This window comes from Streptomyces sp. NPDC036815, from assembly GCF_055609205.1.
Map to the genome: position 1 here is coordinate 67601 of NZ_JBVJPW010000014.1, position 15729 is coordinate 83329.

The following is a 15729-nucleotide window of genomic DNA, read 5'->3' on the forward strand; positions in this document are numbered from 1 at the left end:
TGTGCAGCAAGTGAGGAAAAACGTGATTCATCTCTCCTTCTATCTCCCGGAGCCGGGTTCAGCCTGGATTAGGACCTGGGACGCCGCCAAGCAGGGCGATCCTGGTACTGCCGCGGAGATTGACCTCCGGTACAAGTACTTCGGGGTGAACTTCGAACTGGTGGTTGATGGCACCGAGGTCGTCTCAAAGAAGAGATTTGTGACGCTCGTCGACCTGGCCTTGTCCCTTTCTGGTGCGGCGAAGCGAATCTCGTTGGGCGAGGATGCCGCGCTTGGGTTTACGGAAAGCGATGAGGTTATTCGCCTGCGCCATGATGGTGATCTCATCGCAGTGAGCTCATCGAAGCGCCCGGTGCAGGCGTTCGTGGGGCGCGAGGAACTCGTCCGAGAGATTCTCATTTTCCTGAGAGCGGCGCATTCTCGACTGATCACTGAAATTCCCGGATTGTCTGCAAATCCAGTTATTCAACGAATCCCTCCGGAGTAGGTCGCCTGTCTCGGAGAGAATGAAGAATGATATGCAGAGGCCCCACTGGAGTGTTCCAGCGGGGCCTCTGCGGTCGTTTGACGGCAACGCTGACGGCGACGTCAGCGGACGACGGCTGCGGTAAGCGGGTCGTCCGGGGCGTCGGCCGGGCCGAGCATGGTGCCGAGGGTGTCGATGGCTTGGCGCTGAAGGCGGAGTCGGACGTGGACGTAGACGCCGATGTGGGCGCGGCCGAGGAGTTCCTTGATGACGACGAGGTCGACGCCTTGTTCCAGGAGCAGGGTCGCGGGCGAGTGCCGGAGGTCGTGGAAGCGGATCGTCCGGAGTTCTGCGCTGTGGAGGAGGCGGCGGAAGCGGTGGGTGAGGTCGGTGGGGTCGAGTGGCTTGCCCTTCGGGGTGGTGAAGACGAGGCCGTTGTCCGTCCAGCTCGTTCCGGCCGCCTGGCGTTCTTTCTGATGCCGTTCCTGGTGGATCTTGAGGGAGTTGATGCATTCGGCGGGGAGGGCGATGCGCCTTTCGGAGGCCAGGGTCTTGGTGTTCAGGACGGTCAGGCCCTGGCTGCGGGTCCGCTGGAGGGAGCGGTGAATAGTGCCGGTGTTCCGTCGTCGAGGGCGAAGTCTTCCCAGTGGAGGCCGAGGAGTTCGCCCTTGCGGAGCCCGGTGCGCAGGGCAAGTTCGTACAGGGCGTGAAGCCGGTCGCTGTTGGCCGCATGAAGGAGTCGTCGGCCTTCGGCGGCGGTGAGGGGCTGGAAACGCCTGAGGCGGGGCGTGGTCCTCTTTGACGTTCCGGGCGACGTTGCGCGGCAGCTCGTCCTCGCGGACTGCGTGTTCCAGGGCGGACTTGAGCGCTCATGACCATGGGCCCGGCACGATCCTGAGGGCCCGTCCCTGCCGGGGCTGACGAGTGCGGGGGAGCCTCGGTCGGCCGCGCCCGGCAGGGACGGGAGTCGGGTGGGTCAGCGCGGTGCGGCGCCTGGGCGAGCGAGGCGGGTCATGTCTGGCGCCAGGTCCGCCAGGGGCGGGTGATGATCTCCCGGTAGGTGTGGTGGGACGGGTTCTGGCCGCAGTGCCGCAGCACCCAGTCCTGCGGTTCGGCGAAGTCCTCGCTTGCCGGCGAGGTCTCTCCGCCCACGGCGCACTGCATCGCGTACAGGACCTGCTCCGCGTCCGGCTCGCGGTCGGGCTGAAGCGTCCAATTCTCGTAGCGCAGGACCGAACGAGGGGTCCCCGTCACCGTCCCCACCTCCGGTTGGCCACGGCCACCTTCGCGCTCAACTCCTCCGTCGGAGTCGGCGAACGTACGTCCTCGGGCGGCACGTCCCACTCCCGGCCACCGCGCGGCGGCCGAAGCTGCACATACGGCCCCACATGCCCCATCACCACGCCCACCTTGCCGCTCCGCCGGTCGACCACCAGGGCGCCGGCATCGGGCGAGACGGTGTGCCCGTCGGCATCAGGGGTGGGGGCCGTCATCGTGACCACCCCGGCGAGGCGGCGCGCGACCGGGCGTCCAGTCGCAGGGCGGGAACACATGAGGTGGCGCTCTTTCGCACGGTGACGCTCCTCGGCGGCGTTGATGCGTGCCCCTGGGCCTGTTGGTGCCGCAGGGTCGGCACCGATCCTCACGCCGGTCACCGGGACGAAGGAACCTCCACCAAACCCCACTTCGGGACGTCCCGCACCGTGTAGAACGTCCCTAGTGCCGTCCTGGGACGAAGGGGGAGACTCGTGCCGAACGAGAGACTACGAGCCGTCATGGCGGCGGGAGGCTGGACGTACGCCGCACTCGCTCAGCAGGTCGAGGTCGACCCCAAGTCGGTCGAACGCTGGGTGAACCTCGGGCGTATCCCACGTCGTGCCACCGCCCTCCAGGCGGCCAAGGCCCTGGGAGAAGACGTGCACGCACTCTGGCCGGCGCTCCGCCAGGCCCGCCCCGCCCGCGCCATCAGCCCTGAGTTGGTGGCGCTCTACGAGCAGCGGGCCGATATCCCCGTCTCGACGTTCACCGACTTGATGGCCCAGGCGCGGGAACGGATCGACATCCTGGTCTACGCAGCCGTCTTCCTCCACGAGGCGTACCCGCGGCTGAACGAACTCCTCACCGAACGCGCCGCCGAAGGCTGCACCGTCCGCATCGCGATCGGGGACGCCGACAGCGACAACGTCCAAGCCCGCGGCCAGGAGGAGCGGTTCGGGCACGGCATCGAATCCCGCTGCCGCCTCGCTCTCATGCACTACAGGCCGCTCGCAGGCACCCCCGGCATCGAAGTCCGCACCCACGAAACCACGCTCTACAACTCCCTCTACCGCGCCGACGATCAGCTACTCGTCAACGCCCACGTCTGGGGCGTCAACGCGTACGCCGCCCCCGTGTGGCACCTACGCCGACACGAGACGGGCGGCTTGTTCGACACCTACGCCGAGAGCTTCGACGCTGTATGGGCGACGGCAACCCCCGTACGAGAGGAAGGCTGACCGTGGCCCGCACCGAGTACTACGACGACCCGAACGCGCCCAAGCCGAACAGCATGGTCGTCGCCGCATCCGCCGTCGTCACCGACGATCACGGGCGCATCCTCCTCCAGCGCCGCCGCGACAACGACCTATGGGCCCTGCCCGGAGGCGGTATGGACCTCACCGACTCCCTGCCAGGCACGGCCGTCCGCGAGGTCAAGGAAGAGACCGGCCTTGACGTAGAGATCACCGGCCTGGTCGGCACCTACACCGACCCGAAACACATCATCGCCTACACCGACGGCGAGGTCCGCCGCCAGTTCAACGTCTGCTTCACCGCCCGCATCACCGGCGGCCGGCTGGAGATCTCTGACGAGTCCACCGAACTCCGGTTCTTGCCGCCAGAAGAGATCGAGCAGTTGCCGATGCACCACACCCAACGACTCAGGCTCCAGCACTTCCTGGAACAACGTAAAGGGCCCTACCTGGGCTGAACCGGCTGACGGCAGTAGCGACGGCAACAACCCCGCCCAACCACGGACGCCCGCGCACGTCACCGGACCAGCAAACCGCACTTGAACTGCGAAAAAGCAGGTCGAAGGCTTCGCGTAACACACGCACTATGCGCTAATGGGTCAGACCCCGATTCTGGTTCACAATTCCAACTGTCTGACTGGTGGGTTCAAGGTTAGCCTCAGCCCGGACGAGATCGCCGATATTAACCGAGGTTTCGGCGGGGAGCGTTGTTGAGCGGATCGCCACCAAACACCCTGGCTAACGCCAGTCGCTATAACAGTTTCTGGGATAAGTCGGAAGTCGCGATCAGGGATATTACAGGAAGTCGCATGTTCAATAACGGAAATAAACGAACCGCTCAGGCTGCCGTTGAGCAGTTGATGCAGCGGAACGGTGTCACGAGCGGTCCCACTCCCGTGACCTCCGAAGTGTCATCGACAGGGTAGGCGAAGTCAGCTGCATTACGTAAGTGACATCTCGGCAGCCTTGGGGGGCCATCGATGGGCGCGAAAGAGATGGATATCGAGCAGCTCATGGAGACATTGGGCCGCTCTGGAGTCACCGTGATCCTCAAGGTGGATGATGAGAGGATGGCGGAAGGTGGCGAGCCTTGGACGTTGGTAATTTCGGGGCCGGGCTTAGGCGAGCAGGGGTTTATCCGTGCCTAATATTCCAGCCTCAGCGACTGCCTGGAGCAAGGGTTCACACGACTGCGCGCCAGGCCCGGAGAATGGGAATGGACGACTGAAATTTAGTAGTCACCGGAAGGAGGTCTTCTCGAGGATTTTCGGGAGGGTCTCATGCCGTTTGACGGCAACGTCGGCGGACAGCGGCGGGGTAGAGCGGCCCGCCGTTCGTGGTGGGGCAGACGAGTCTCCACGGCCTGAGGGCATGGCCGTTGGCGCGCGCCCGGTTGGCTCGTCCACTCGCCGAGCCCTCAGACGTCGGCATGGCGCACGGGCCAGGCACAGCAGTGGACGATCCCATCGAGTTCGGCGCGGTGGCCGCGGTCTACGGCAAAAACCGGGACCGGTGCGGGTGGGCTCGGTGAAGACCGACATCGGCCCCACCTGGACACGGGGCACCCGCTGCGCGGCCTCGTCCACGCCGCCGTCGTCGTCGAGGACGCCACCGTGGTCAACCTCTCCCCGAACGTCAGGTCGACGACGTCCTCGGCGCCGAAATGCGCGCCAGCGGCTCGCTGATGGGCCTCTTCACCCGCAACCTGGCCTCGTCCACACCGCCCTGACCTGGCTGCCCCCGGCCTGGCGGTGCCCGGACGCCTACATCGCGGGCCGCACCAGCGTCGCCGGAATCATGACACCCCGGGCGCACACCGCGGCACTGTCCACTCGGCTCCCCTCCCCAGTGGCGAGACGGCCCTCGGGCGGGACGGTCCGCCCCTGAGCGGCAGGTGTACGGCGGTATGCGGCCCCTCGGGCCCCTCACCTCGCGTCGCGGATCCCGAGGACGTATGCCGCGGTGTGGGCGACGGTCCGGTCTTCGTCGTGTGACAACTCCACGAGCGCGCGGGCCGCCGCGGTTCCGGGGATGTCCGCGAGCGCCTCCGTCAGCCGGCGGCGCGCGGAGGGGTCCAGGGTGCCGTCGGCGAGGCGGTCGATGAGCGCGGCGGCGATCCGGTCCTCCAGCGCGGCGCTGCCCGCGAGGGCGCTCAGCGCGTCGGCCGCGTCGACGTCGTGCGTCGTCCGGACGACCATGTCGACGAGGGCCGGGACCGCGTCGGCGACTCCGCGGGCGCCGAGCGCGAGGGCCGCGTACCGGCGGACCACGGCGTCGGCGTGCGTGAGCGCGTCCCGCAGCAGCGCGGTCGCCGCGTCGTCCGGGATCTCGGCGAGGGACTGGACGGCGCGTCGGCGCACCTCGGCCGACGCGGAGCCGAGCCCCCGCGCCAGCGACTCCCATCCGCCGCCGCCGGAGCGGGCGAGGGCCCACCGGAGGGCTCCGGCGACGTTCGGGTCCGTCTCGCTCAGGACCGCCTCGACCAGTGCTTCCACCGGTACCGGAACCGCGTCGACCGAGGACAGGGCCGCGCGTTGGCGCTGCCCCGCGCTCGGTGAACCCAGCGCCTGGAGGAGCGCGACGGTCCGCAGGACGTCCTGCCAGCCCGCGGGTTCCGCCGCGTCGATCCGCCGGAGCCGGGTGAGCAGTTCCGTCTCGGCCGCGATGCGCTCCCGGGTCCGGCGGATCAGGTCGTCGACGAGTTCCGTGGGCGCGAAGCCGGGGTCGTCGAGCGCGCGCCCGACGTCGCGCAGCGAGAGCCCCAGGGAGCGCAGGCTCTCGACGTGGAAGATCCGCCGGATGTCGGCGTCGGAGTACTCGCGGTAGCCGCCGCCGGTGCGGCCCGTCGGCCGCACCAGGCCGAGCGACTCGTAGTGCCGGAGCATGCGGGCGCTGACCCCGGACCTCCGCGCCACCTCACCGATCAGCACGACTCGTCATCCTTCCCGGCCCGGCCCGCCGAGGAGCACCACGCGTTTCGCCTCTTCGATCGCGGACTCGAATCCGGCGTCGGGGTCGCGCAGCAGCCGTTCCGTGGCGAGGGCGTGCGTGCGTGCGCGCGGGTCGGGGTCCGCCTTCGCCGCGCGCAGCACCGGCTCCGTCGCCTCGCCGAGCGCGATCAGGGCGCGGCTGAGACTCAGCTGCGTCTCCCGCCCGCCGCGCCCGAGCTGGGACGCCAACGCCTCGGCCAGGCGCGGCACTTCACCCTCGGGCACGAGCACGACCGCCGCCCGCCAGGCGCTGCGCGCCACCTCGTCGTCGGCGTCGGACAGGAGCGCCGGAGTGATCGCGGGCCACGCCCGCCGGTCCCCGATCTTGGACAGCGTGTGCAGGGCCTGACCGCGCGCCTGCGCACGGGCCGAGCGGACCTCTTCGAGCAGCCGCGGGACCGTCGCGGCCGGCGGGTGACGCGTGAGCGCCCAGGTCAGCATCTCGCGTACGGAGAAGTCGGGCTCGACCGCGCACCGTTCGACGAGCTCGTCGAGGAACCTCGGGTCCGGGGCCGTGCCGATCGCCAGCGCCGCCCGCAGGCGCGTCGACGCGCGGCCGTCCGTCAGCCCCTCGATGCCTCGTGTCACTTCGGTGTCCTGTGCCGATCCGGCCATGGGGACCACCTCCTCGGCTCCAGTGAAGGGGTTGTCACCGTGTCAAGGTCAACCGCGTCGGGGCCGGGCCAGCTTCCGCTCCGCGCTGCTGCCCTGGTCCTCGCTGGTCACCGTGACGGTCGCCGCGCCCTCGTCGCCGTCCCACCAGTCGGCGAACGCCGTGCCGAGGGCGTCGACGTTCTTGCGGGTGCCGTCGTCCTCGTGCGTGCGGTAGTCGGTCGAGACGGTGACGGCGCCGGAGCCCTTCGCCCCGTAGCCGATGGTGAGTGCGGTGACGTGCGGGGCGAGCCGTTCGCCGTCCGGGGCGTGGGCGGTGGTCCAGGAGCGGAAGTCCGTCAGGAGGTTGGACGGTTCGTCGCCGTCGTAGAGCGCCGTCTTCTTCGCCGTCTTTCCGCCCTGGCCGAGGAAGTGCGCGCTCCCGGCCGCCGGGTCGCGGTCCCACCACCGCGTGAACGCCCGTGCCAGTGGGCCGACTTGGTCCTCCGCCTCGCCCCAGGGGCCGTAGTCGGTGAGGACCTCGACGACGCCCGCGCGCTCGTCGGACCGGTAGTCGAGGCGGACGTTCAGGGCGTGCCCCGCCAGGGCGTCGTCACGCTGGGAGTCGTTCGTCCTCAGCCACGTACGGAAGCCCTTCAGCAGGTTGGGGTCGTCCTTCCGCGACACCCCGTCCCCCTTGCGGGCGCCGCCGCTCGGGGAGGACGACTTCGACGGCTCGCGTGCGGAGCCGCTGTCGCCGTCGCTCCCTGAGCACCCCGCCGTCAGAAGCAGCGCGGCCGTCCCGAACGCCCCCGCATACATCCCGGTTCGCTGGACTCGCCCCGTTTTCCTCACTGCATTCTCCGATCAACCAACAGGCGCATTACGCTACTTACAGGGCAAATGGTCGTTTATGCCCCAATCGACATGTCATTCGATGTGTGCGTAACGTACCTTCTCGATTGATCTGTACCAATCGGGCCCCGGACGACCGGGGTCCGTTTTTTGTGGGGGAACACCACTGTGAGAACGAAACGCAGCCTGCCTGCGATCGCCGCCGCGGCCGCGCTCCTGGCCGCCGCGGCACCGGCCTGGTCCGCCACGGGCCCCGCGCCCGCCGCGGCCACGCCGACGCCGACCTCGTCGGCGACCCCGGTCCCGGAACCGTCCGGCTCGCCGTCGAGGACCGCGAAGCCGGACCCGAAGTCCCCGTCCGCGTCGCCCTCCCAGGCCCCTGACCAGGGTCTGGCCCGCGAGCTCGAGAAGTTCTGGACCCCGGAGCGGATGTCCCGGGCCAAGCCGGTCGAGGAACAGCAGGCCCGCGAGGCCGCGGCCGCCGAGAAGGCCGAGCAGGACAAGAAGGACCGGAAGGACCAGAAGGACGGGCGGGCCGGGGGGAACGACGAGCAGGCCGCGCCGCGCCAGGGCATGCTCCGCTCGCCCTCGCACACCTTCAAGGGCATCAAGGAAGTCGGCACCTTCTACTGGGCGCAGAAGGCCGGCAACACCTACCCGGACCGCTACGACTACCGCTTCTGCGGCGGCACCGTCGTCCCGTCCCCGGGCAAGAACCTGGTCGCGTCGGCGGCGCACTGCTTCGACAGCAACGACCAGAAGACGAACCTGATATTCGTGCCGCAGCACAGCGCGAAGAACCCGATGCCGCACGGCATGTACCCCATCAAGAAGGGTCACATCTTCAAGGACCCCGGCTACACCGGGACCAAGAAGAGCGAGGAGGACTACACCGACGTCGACGTCGCGTTCCTCGCCACCGAGCCGCGCAGCGACGGCAAGGACGTCGAGAACGTCGTCGGGGCCATCCCGATGGGCTTCAACACCGGCTTCAACCACACCGCGCACGCCATCGGTTACCCGTACCTGTACGGCGGCGCCAAGTACAAGCCGAAGCAGGACCCGCTCAGCTGCACCACGCCGACGAAGAAGTACACGTCGGGCAATACCAAGGACAGCGGTGGCCGGCTCTGGCGCGGCGGCACCTTCACCGAGATCAACTGCGACGGCTACGTCGGCGGCACCTCCGGCGGCCCCTTCATCACCGCGGGCGGCGAGTCGGCCAAGCTGATCGGCGTCACCGGCGGCTGGATGACCGGCGGCCACAGCTCCGACACCTCGTACTCGTCGTACTTCGACGACGACGTCAAGCGGATCTACGAGGCCGCGAAGGCGAACAAGCAGCCGGCGAGCATCAACCCGCCGCCGATGGCCGACCCCGTCCTGCCGGGCGCCGGCACGTGGAAGCACGCCAAGTCCATCGCCAACGGCTACTTCGCCCTGGACGGCCCGGTCTCCGACGACCGGATGGACATGTTCGTCATGTGGTCGGACGGCGAGCTGAGCATCTACCGCGGCGCGGGCAAGGACAAGAACCACTTCGACAAGGAGTTCCCGGTCCAGGGCGCCAACGACCTGTGGCGCAACCACGCCGTGCAGGTCGTCGCGGGCGACTTCACCGGTGACAACGGCTCGGACCTCGTGGTCCGCTGGTCCGACGGCGAGGTGACGCTCTACCCGTCGGTGGACGAGAAGGGCTTCCACGGCGAGGTCCAGCTCGTCGCGCCCAACTCCACCTGGAAGCACGCCGAGGCGATGACCGCGGGCCGCTTCGGCGGCAACAAGTGGCAGGACGACCTCGTCGTGCGCTGGTCGGACGGCGAGGTCACGCTCTACCAGAACACCGGCGACAACAAGAAGCTCGGCAAGGAGATCGAGGTCGTCGCGCCGGGCAGCTCGCAGGCCGGCACCTGGAAGCACGCCACCCAGATCACCGCGGGCGACTACTCCGGGGACGACGACTGGGACCTCGTCGTGCGCTGGTCCGACGGCGAGCTCACGCAGTACCAGGACTTCACCGGGACCGGGAACTCCTGGGGCGAGCACAAGTGGCAGGCCCCGAACGGCCTGTGGAAGCACGCCCTGCTCGTCAGCGGCGGCGACTTCACCGACAACCCCTGGGCCGACGACACCATCGTGCGCTGGTCGGACGGTGAACTGACCCTCTACGCCGACGGCAACGCCTCCGGCATCGGCGCGGAGAACCAGCTCGTGGCTCCGTAGCAGCGGGCTGAGCCTCACCGGTTCACGCTGATTCACGGGGAGAGGGGCGGCAACCTCATGGCGCGTACGCCCCTCTTCCTGGGCGGGCCACGTCCTGTTACCCGGGACAGGCCCGCCCCACGGCAGCCGACCGCACGGAGAGAGACGATGAAGCACTGGTACGCGAGGCACCGCCGCCCCCGGCGACGCCCCGCTCTGGGTCTCCCCGCGGCGGTCGGCTGCCTCGCCCTGTCCGCGTGCGGCAGCGGAAGCGCCGCGCAGCCCGCGGCCCCCGAAGACTCCGCGCGGGAGACCCACCACCGCCTCCTGCAGCAGTTCCGCTCCTGGGCCCGCGACACCGGCGAGTCCCGCACCGCACGCCACGCGCGGGCGGTGTTCACGGTCCGCCTCCCCGACTCAGGCGGCCCGTACGACTACGACGTCGAGCTGAAGACCGACTGGCCCGCACACGCGGAGCGGACCGATGAGCTCGCCGGGCTCTTCCGTACCTGGTGGGACGGCGACGACGGCGACGGCACCGCGCGGGACCTCGTCCTGCTCGACGTACGCGGCGACCGTCTCGGCCACACCCGCCTGTGACCGTGCCCCTCCTCCCCCGCCGCCACCCCGGACAGGAGTCCGCCATCCGCCCCCGCCGCTCCGCCCTCTTCCTCGCCCTGCTCCTCACCGCGACGGCGGCCTGCACCTCCTCCTCGTCCGGCTCCGGGGACCACGGCCGGGCGAGCGCGGGCGCGACCGGCGTCGACGACCACCTGTTCCCCTCGCTCGGCAACGGCGGCTACGACGTCGCGCACTACGCGCTCACCCTCGACTACGTCCCCGACGACAACGACCTGACGGGCACCGCGGTGATCACCGCCCGGGCGACCCAGAACCTCTCGCGCTTCAGCCTCGACCTCGCGGGCCTGCAGGTGCGCCACGCCGACATCGACGGTTCCGGCGCGCGGTTCAGCAGGAAGAAGAACAAGCTGACGCTCACCCCGGCCCGGCCCATCGGCAAGGGGAAGACCTTCCACGCCACCGTCCGCTACGACGGGACGCCCCGCATGCTCACGGCGGTCGACGGCGGCACCGAGGGCTGGATCGAGACGGACGACGGCGTGGCGGCGCTCGGCGAACCCACCGGGTCCATGACCTGGTTCCCCGGCAACCACCACCCCTCGGACAAGGCGACGTACGACATCGACGTCACCGTGCCGTCCGACTACACCGCCGTCAGCAACGGAAAGCTGCGCGAGAAGCGGCGGCACGGCGAGAAGACCACCTTCCGCTGGCGCAACCCCGAGCCGATGGCGAGCTATGTCGCGTCCGTCGTCACGGGCGTCTTCGACGTCTCCACCGGCACGACGGACGACGGTCTGCCCCTCTACACCGCCGTCGACCCCGACGAGGCGGACGGGCCCGTCGACGTCCACGAGCTGGTGCCCGAGGTCATCGACTGGGCGAAGGACCGCTTCGGCCCCTACCCCTTCTCCTCCGCCGGCTCCGTCGTCGATCACCTCCCCGACCTCAAGTACGCCCTGGAGACGCAGACCAAGCCGTACTACGAGGAGGCACCGGACGAGAGCCTGGTCGTGCACGAGATGGCCCACCAGTGGTTCGGCAACTCCGTCACGCCCCGCGCCTGGCAGGACATGTGGCTGAACGAGGGCTTCGCCACCTACGCCGAGTGGCTCTGGGACGAGGAGCAGGGGCACCGCAGCGCCCAGCAGACCTTCGACTCCTTCTACGACGGCACGCACGAGGAGAGCGAGGACATCTGGGACTTCCCGCCCGGCGACCCGCCGAGCGCCGCCCGGGTCTCCGACCCCCCGGTGTACGGCAGGGGCGCCATGACGCTGCACATGTTGCGGGAGGCCATCGGCGACCGCACCTTCTTCGCCGTCCTGCGCACCTGGACCAGCGAGCACCGGCACGAGAACGCCGACACCGAGCAGTTCATCGCGCTGTGCGAGAAGACGTCGGGCAAGGACCTCTCGGACCTCTTCGACACCTGGCTGTTCTCGCCGGAGAAGCCCGAGATGTAGTCCGGCGCCGCGGGCCCGGCCCGGGTCAGCTGCCGGGCCCGACCACCACCGCCTCCGCCTCGACCCGTCCGCCGTACCGGAAGGTCAGCACGAACGGGACCCTGTCCCCCGACTTCAACGGGGCGCGGGTGCGCACCATGATGTCCAGGCCGCTCGGCGACATGGTGAGGCCCTCGCCGGCCGGCACGGCGGCCGACTTCACCATCCCCATGGTGGCGCCCCCGCGGCCGTTGGCCACGAGGCGGCTGAGCATCACGTCGTCGAACACCGGTGAGGACACGGACGTCAACCGGTCGTCGGAACCACCGGAGTTGGCGATCGAGAAGAAGGCGGAGGTCTCGGTCCGGCCGGCGGCCGGCAGGAAGACGGTCCCGCGGGCCACCGCCACGCGGGCCGGGCTGCCCGCGGCCCCGGACCCCGTCCACGCGGTCAGGCCGCCCAGCGCCACGGCGCACGCCGCCACGGGTGCGAGCGCGGCGGCGAGGCCGTCGCGGAGCCTGCGCCGGGACGGCCGCCAGGGGTGCGCGTCACTCACCGCGCCAGTCACCCCGTCACTCATCGCGTCCATCACCCCGTCACTCACCGCACCGGTCGTCGCGTCGGTCGTCGCGTCGGTCATCGTGTTCCTCCTCGGCCGGCGGGCCGCGGCCGCCAGGTGCGCAGTCGCAGGCTGTTGCCGACCACCAGCAGGGAGCTCGCCGACATCGCCGCGGCGGCGACCATGGGGTTGAGCAGGCCGACCGCGGCGAGCGGCACGGTGACGGCGTTGTAACCGAAGGCCCACAGGAGATTGACGCGGATCGTGCCGAGCGTGCGCCGGGCGAGGAGGACCGCGTCCGCGACGGCCTCGATGTCGCCTCGGACGAGCGTCACGTCGGCGGCCCCGATGGCCACGTCGGTGCCGCCGCCCATGGCGATCCCGAGGTCGGCACCGGCCAGCGCCGCGGCGTCGTTCACGCCGTCGCCGATGACCGCGACCCGGCGGCCCCGCGCCCTCAACTCCCGTACCAGTTCCGCCTTGTCCTCCGGCGTGCAGCGGGCGTGCACGTCGTCGATGCCCAGGCCACCGGCGACGGCGCGGGCCGTGGCCTCGCGGTCCCCGGTGGCGAGGACGGGGCGCACCCCGAGCCGCCCGAGGTGGTCCACGGCGCGGTAGCTGCCGGGCCGCACCAGGTCGCCGACCGCGAGGACCGCCTCGGGCACGCCGTCCACGCGGACCAGGACGGGCGTGTGCGCGGCGTCCTCAGCGGCCGCCAGCGCGCGGGCCAGCTCGCCGGTCAACTCGTCGTCGGGGGACAGGACTTCGACCGACCGGCCGTCGACCTCGCCCCGGACACCCCGGCCCGCCGTCGCGCGGAACCCTCGCACAGCGGGCAGCGTCCCGTCGGGCAGGGCCTTCTTCGCGTACGCGGTGATGGCGCGGCCCAGCGGGTGTTCCGAGCCCTGTTCCACGGCCCCGGCGAACCGCAGTACCGCCTCCCGGCCGATGCCGTCCGGCGCCGCCGTGACCGCGGTGACGCTCATGTGCCCGGAGGTGAGGGTGCCGGTCTTGTCCAGGACGACGGTGTCGACGTGGCGCAGGGCTTCGAGGGCCTGGGGTCCGCGGACCAGGACGCCGAGTTGGGCGCCCCGGCCGGTGGCGGCCATGAGGGCGGTGGGCGTGGCCAGACCCAGGGCGCAGGGACAGGCGACGACGAGCACGGCCACGCAGGCGGTGACGGCGGCCTGCGGGTCGGCTCCCGCGCCGAGCCAGAAGCCGAGCACGGTCGTGGCCAGGGCGAGCACGGCGGGCACGAACACGCCCGCCACCGCGTCGGCGAGCCGCTGCGCCCGCGCCTTGCCCGCCTGGGCGTCGGTCACCATCCGGGCGATCCGGGCGAGCCGGGTGTCGGCGCCGACCGCCGTGGCGCGGACGAGGAGCAGCCCGCCCGCGTTGACGGCCCCACCGGTCACCTCGGAGCCCGGCCCGACCTCCACGGGCTCACTCTCCCCGGTGACCAGCGACAGGTCGAGGGCGGAGCTGCCCTCCACGACGGTGCCGTCGGTGGCGACGCGCTCGCCGGGCCGCACCACGAAGACCTGGCCCGTGCCCAACGCGCTGATGGGGACCGGCCGTTCGACCCCGCCCTCGTACAGGACGACGTCCTTGACCGCGAGTCCGGCGAGGGAGCGCAGCGCCGCGCCGGTGCCGTGCCGGGCCCGTGCCTCCAGGAACCTTCCGGTGAGCACGAACAGCGGTACGCCGACGGCCGCTTCCAGATAGACGTGCGCGGTGCCGTCACCGGCGGAGGGCAGCAGGCTGAAGGGCATCGTCATGCCGGGGAGGCCCGCGCCACCGAGGAAGAGCGCGTACGCCGACCAGCCGAAGGACGCCGCCACTCCCAGGGAGACCAGGGTGTCCATCGTCGCCGTCGCATGCCGCAGGCCGCGCAGCGCACGCACGTGGAAGGGCCAGGCGCTCCAGGCGGCGACCGGCGCGGCGAGCGCGAAGCACAGCCACTGCCAGTTGCGGAACTGCAGGGCGGGGACCATGGACAGGACGAGCACCGGCACCGCGAGCAGGGCGGTGACGAGCAGCCGCTGCCGTTCGAGCGCGGCCCGCTGGTCCTCCGGTTCCGCCAGTTCCCCGTCCGGCGCGGGGCGGTCGCCCGCCGGGGCGTCCACGGGCCCGGGGGGTGCGGGGAGTTCCGCCGTGTATCCGGCCTGTTCCACGGCGGCGACGAGGTCGTCCGGCGTGACGTGCGGCGGGTGGCTCACCCGGGCGAGGCCGGTCGCCAGGTTGACCGTCGCGCTCACGCCGTCCAGCCTGCCGAGCCGCTTCTCGACCCGTTTCACGCAGGCCGCGCAGGTCATGCCGCCGACGGCCACGTCCGTGGTCACGACGGCGTCGGCCGCTCCGGTACCCATCAGTGACCTCCCCCGTGCGTGCCGCCCGTACCGCCGCCGTCGCCGCGGCCGCCGTCACCGGCGGGGTCCGTCCCGGTGTCGTGCAGGCCGGGCGCGACCGGCCCGGCGGCCGTACCGACGGCGTACGACACGGCGAAGACCAGCGCGAGCAGCACGAGGAAGCCGCAGAGCGCGGGCGGTGGCACGAATCTTCGCCGTTGGTCCTCAGCCATCACCACTCCCGGGTCGCGCGAGAGCACGGACCGGCCGGCCCGTACCGCTTGAGGAGTCGGCCGGGACCGGGCCCGGGTTCCCGGGTGGCCAGATCCTTGCGCACCATGGCCTTCTGGCCACTCGTTGCGTGCGCGGCGGGCGGCGCACGATCGGGGCATGAAGATTCTCTGGGTATGCGCACATCCGGAACGGCGCTCGCTCGCCGGGTCCCTCATGGCCGAAGGGCTGGCCGCACTGGAGTCGCTCGGGCACGAGCACCGCGTATCGGACTTGTACGGCATGGGCTGGAAGGCCGTGGTGGACGCCGACGACTTCGGGGGCGCCTCGCACGAGCGGCTCTTCGTCGGTCCCGAGCAGGAACGGGCGTACCGGGAGCGGGCGTTGAGCGAGGACATCCGCCGCGAGCAGGAGAAGCTCGCGTGGGCGGACGCGGTGGTCTTCCACTTCCCGCTCTGGTGGTTCGGGCCGCCCGCGATCCTCAAGGGCTGGTTCGACCGCGTCCTCGTGCAGGGCTTCGGCTTCGGCGTCAAGGGGCCCGACGGCCGGACCCTGCGGTACGGCGACGGCGGCCTGGCCGGCAAGCGCGCGCTGATCGTCACGTCGGTCGGCGCCCGGGAGTCCGGCTTCGGCCCGCGCGGGATCCACGGCCAGCTGGATCAGGTCCTCTTCCCGCTACTCCATGGCACGCTCTGGTACACGGGCATGGCCGCGCTCCCGCCGTTCGTGGTGTACGGCGCGGACCGGCTCACGGACGCCGGGTACGCGCGCGGCGCGGCGGAGCTGCGCGAGCGGCTGCGCACCCTGGGCACCACCAGTCCGCTGCCCTACCACCACGAGGACGGCGGCGCCTACGACGACGACCTGGTGCTGCGGCCCGGCGTCGCGCCCGGCCTGTCCGGTGTGGGCGTGCACCGGTGAGGTCCGGCCCGGCCGTGCCCACTCGCAGC

17 protein-coding genes and 1 pseudogene are annotated in these 15729 nt (G+C 70.9%); 9 read left to right on the forward strand and 9 right to left on the reverse strand.

Annotated elements, in window-relative coordinates; translation table 11 throughout:
- Position 1 precedes the first annotated feature (1 nt).
- Positions 2-487 (forward strand): hypothetical protein, encoded by a 486-nt coding sequence (locus ACZ69I_RS26020; protein ID WP_470834951.1) that lies wholly within the window; start codon positions 2-4, stop codon positions 485-487.
- Positions 488-588: 101 nt separating this feature from the next.
- Here the strand turns inward: ACZ69I_RS26020 and ACZ69I_RS26025 are convergent.
- The 3 genes and pseudogenes from ACZ69I_RS26025 to ACZ69I_RS26035 form a co-directional block, all read right to left on the reverse strand.
- Positions 589-1332 (reverse strand): annotated as a pseudogene (locus ACZ69I_RS26025) (tyrosine-type recombinase/integrase); the annotation flags it as partial.
- A 145-nt stretch (positions 1333-1477) separates the two neighbouring features.
- Positions 1478-1729: a DUF7848 domain-containing protein gene (locus tag ACZ69I_RS26030; protein ID WP_470834953.1), complete on the reverse strand. Its 252-nt coding sequence runs from the start codon at positions 1727-1729 to the stop codon at positions 1478-1480.
- On the reverse strand, positions 1717-1968 hold the full coding sequence (locus ACZ69I_RS26035; protein WP_470835093.1) for a hypothetical protein: 252 nt from the start codon (positions 1966-1968) through the stop codon (positions 1717-1719). Before ACZ69I_RS26035 ends, ACZ69I_RS26030 begins: the two co-directional genes overlap by 13 nt.
- Before the next feature lie 273 nt (positions 1969-2241).
- Between ACZ69I_RS26035 and ACZ69I_RS26040 the strand changes: the two genes are divergently transcribed.
- From ACZ69I_RS26040 to ACZ69I_RS26055, 4 genes are all read left to right on the forward strand, one after another.
- The gene (locus ACZ69I_RS26040; protein WP_470835094.1) at positions 2242-2961 is read left to right on the forward strand and encodes an XRE family transcriptional regulator; all 720 of its coding nucleotides are present in this window, start codon (positions 2242-2244) and stop codon (positions 2959-2961) included.
- 2 nt (positions 2962-2963) lie between these two features.
- Positions 2964-3434, forward strand: coding sequence for an NUDIX domain-containing protein (locus ACZ69I_RS26045; RefSeq protein WP_470834955.1), 471 nt, complete (start codon positions 2964-2966; stop codon positions 3432-3434).
- A 522-nt stretch (positions 3435-3956) separates the two neighbouring features.
- Positions 3957-4124: a hypothetical protein gene (locus ACZ69I_RS26050; RefSeq protein ID WP_470834957.1), complete on the forward strand. Its 168-nt coding sequence runs from the start codon at positions 3957-3959 to the stop codon at positions 4122-4124.
- 191 nt (positions 4125-4315) lie between these two features.
- The gene (locus tag ACZ69I_RS26055; protein ID WP_470835096.1) at positions 4316-4507 is read left to right on the forward strand and encodes a hypothetical protein; all 192 of its coding nucleotides are present in this window, start codon (positions 4316-4318) and stop codon (positions 4505-4507) included.
- Positions 4508-4901: 394 nt separating this feature from the next.
- On the opposite strand, the gene ACZ69I_RS26060 is transcribed toward ACZ69I_RS26055, so the two are convergent.
- Genes ACZ69I_RS26060 through ACZ69I_RS26070 form a run of 3 tightly spaced genes read right to left on the reverse strand, consistent with a single transcriptional unit; the run spans position 4902 to position 7379 of the window.
- Positions 4902-5906: a HEAT repeat domain-containing protein gene (locus ACZ69I_RS26060; protein WP_470834958.1), complete on the reverse strand. Its 1005-nt coding sequence runs from the start codon at positions 5904-5906 to the stop codon at positions 4902-4904.
- A 6-nt stretch (positions 5907-5912) separates the two neighbouring features.
- The gene (locus tag ACZ69I_RS26065) at positions 5913-6581 is read right to left on the reverse strand and encodes a HEAT repeat domain-containing protein (RefSeq protein WP_470834960.1); all 669 of its coding nucleotides are present in this window, start codon (positions 6579-6581) and stop codon (positions 5913-5915) included.
- Positions 6582-6629: 48 nt separating this feature from the next.
- Positions 6630-7379: a hypothetical protein gene (locus ACZ69I_RS26070; RefSeq protein WP_470834962.1), complete on the reverse strand. Its 750-nt coding sequence runs from the start codon at positions 7377-7379 to the stop codon at positions 6630-6632.
- A gap of 201 nt (positions 7380-7580) precedes the next feature.
- Here ACZ69I_RS26070 and ACZ69I_RS26075 point away from each other — a divergent pair, with 201 nt between their 5' ends.
- The 3 genes from ACZ69I_RS26075 to ACZ69I_RS26085 all read left to right on the forward strand — a co-directional run bounded on the left by ACZ69I_RS26075 (position 7581) and on the right by ACZ69I_RS26085 (position 11662).
- Positions 7581-9635, forward strand: coding sequence for a trypsin-like serine peptidase (locus ACZ69I_RS26075; protein ID WP_470834964.1), 2055 nt, complete (start codon positions 7581-7583; stop codon positions 9633-9635).
- 147 nt (positions 9636-9782) lie between these two features.
- A complete protein-coding gene (locus ACZ69I_RS26080) occupies positions 9783-10214 on the forward strand; it encodes a hypothetical protein (RefSeq protein WP_470834965.1) in 432 nt (143 codons plus the stop codon).
- Between the two features lie 2 nt (positions 10215-10216).
- Complete coding sequence (locus ACZ69I_RS26085; protein WP_470834967.1) at positions 10217-11662, forward strand: M1 family metallopeptidase; 1446 nt, start codon at positions 10217-10219, stop codon at positions 11660-11662.
- A gap of 25 nt (positions 11663-11687) precedes the next feature.
- Here ACZ69I_RS26085 and ACZ69I_RS26090 read toward each other — a convergent pair whose 3' ends face one another.
- Genes ACZ69I_RS26090 through ACZ69I_RS26100 form a run of 3 tightly spaced genes read right to left on the reverse strand, consistent with a single transcriptional unit; the run spans position 11688 to position 14781 of the window.
- On the reverse strand, positions 11688-12281 hold the full coding sequence (locus tag ACZ69I_RS26090) for a copper chaperone PCu(A)C (protein WP_470834968.1): 594 nt from the start codon (positions 12279-12281) through the stop codon (positions 11688-11690).
- A complete protein-coding gene (locus ACZ69I_RS26095; RefSeq protein WP_470834970.1) occupies positions 12278-14569 on the reverse strand; it encodes a heavy metal translocating P-type ATPase in 2292 nt (763 codons plus the stop codon). The genes ACZ69I_RS26090 and ACZ69I_RS26095 overlap by 4 nt, the downstream gene beginning before the upstream one ends.
- Entirely contained in the window at positions 14569-14781 is a 213-nt protein-coding gene (locus tag ACZ69I_RS26100; protein WP_467673682.1) for a hypothetical protein, read from the reverse strand. Before ACZ69I_RS26100 ends, ACZ69I_RS26095 begins: the two co-directional genes overlap by 1 nt.
- Before the next feature lie 157 nt (positions 14782-14938).
- Here ACZ69I_RS26100 and ACZ69I_RS26105 point away from each other — a divergent pair, with 157 nt between their 5' ends.
- Positions 14939-15700, forward strand: a complete 762-nt coding sequence (locus ACZ69I_RS26105) for an NAD(P)H-dependent oxidoreductase (RefSeq protein ID WP_470834972.1) — start codon at positions 14939-14941, stop codon at positions 15698-15700.
- The last annotated feature ends 29 nt before the right edge of the window (positions 15701-15729 follow it).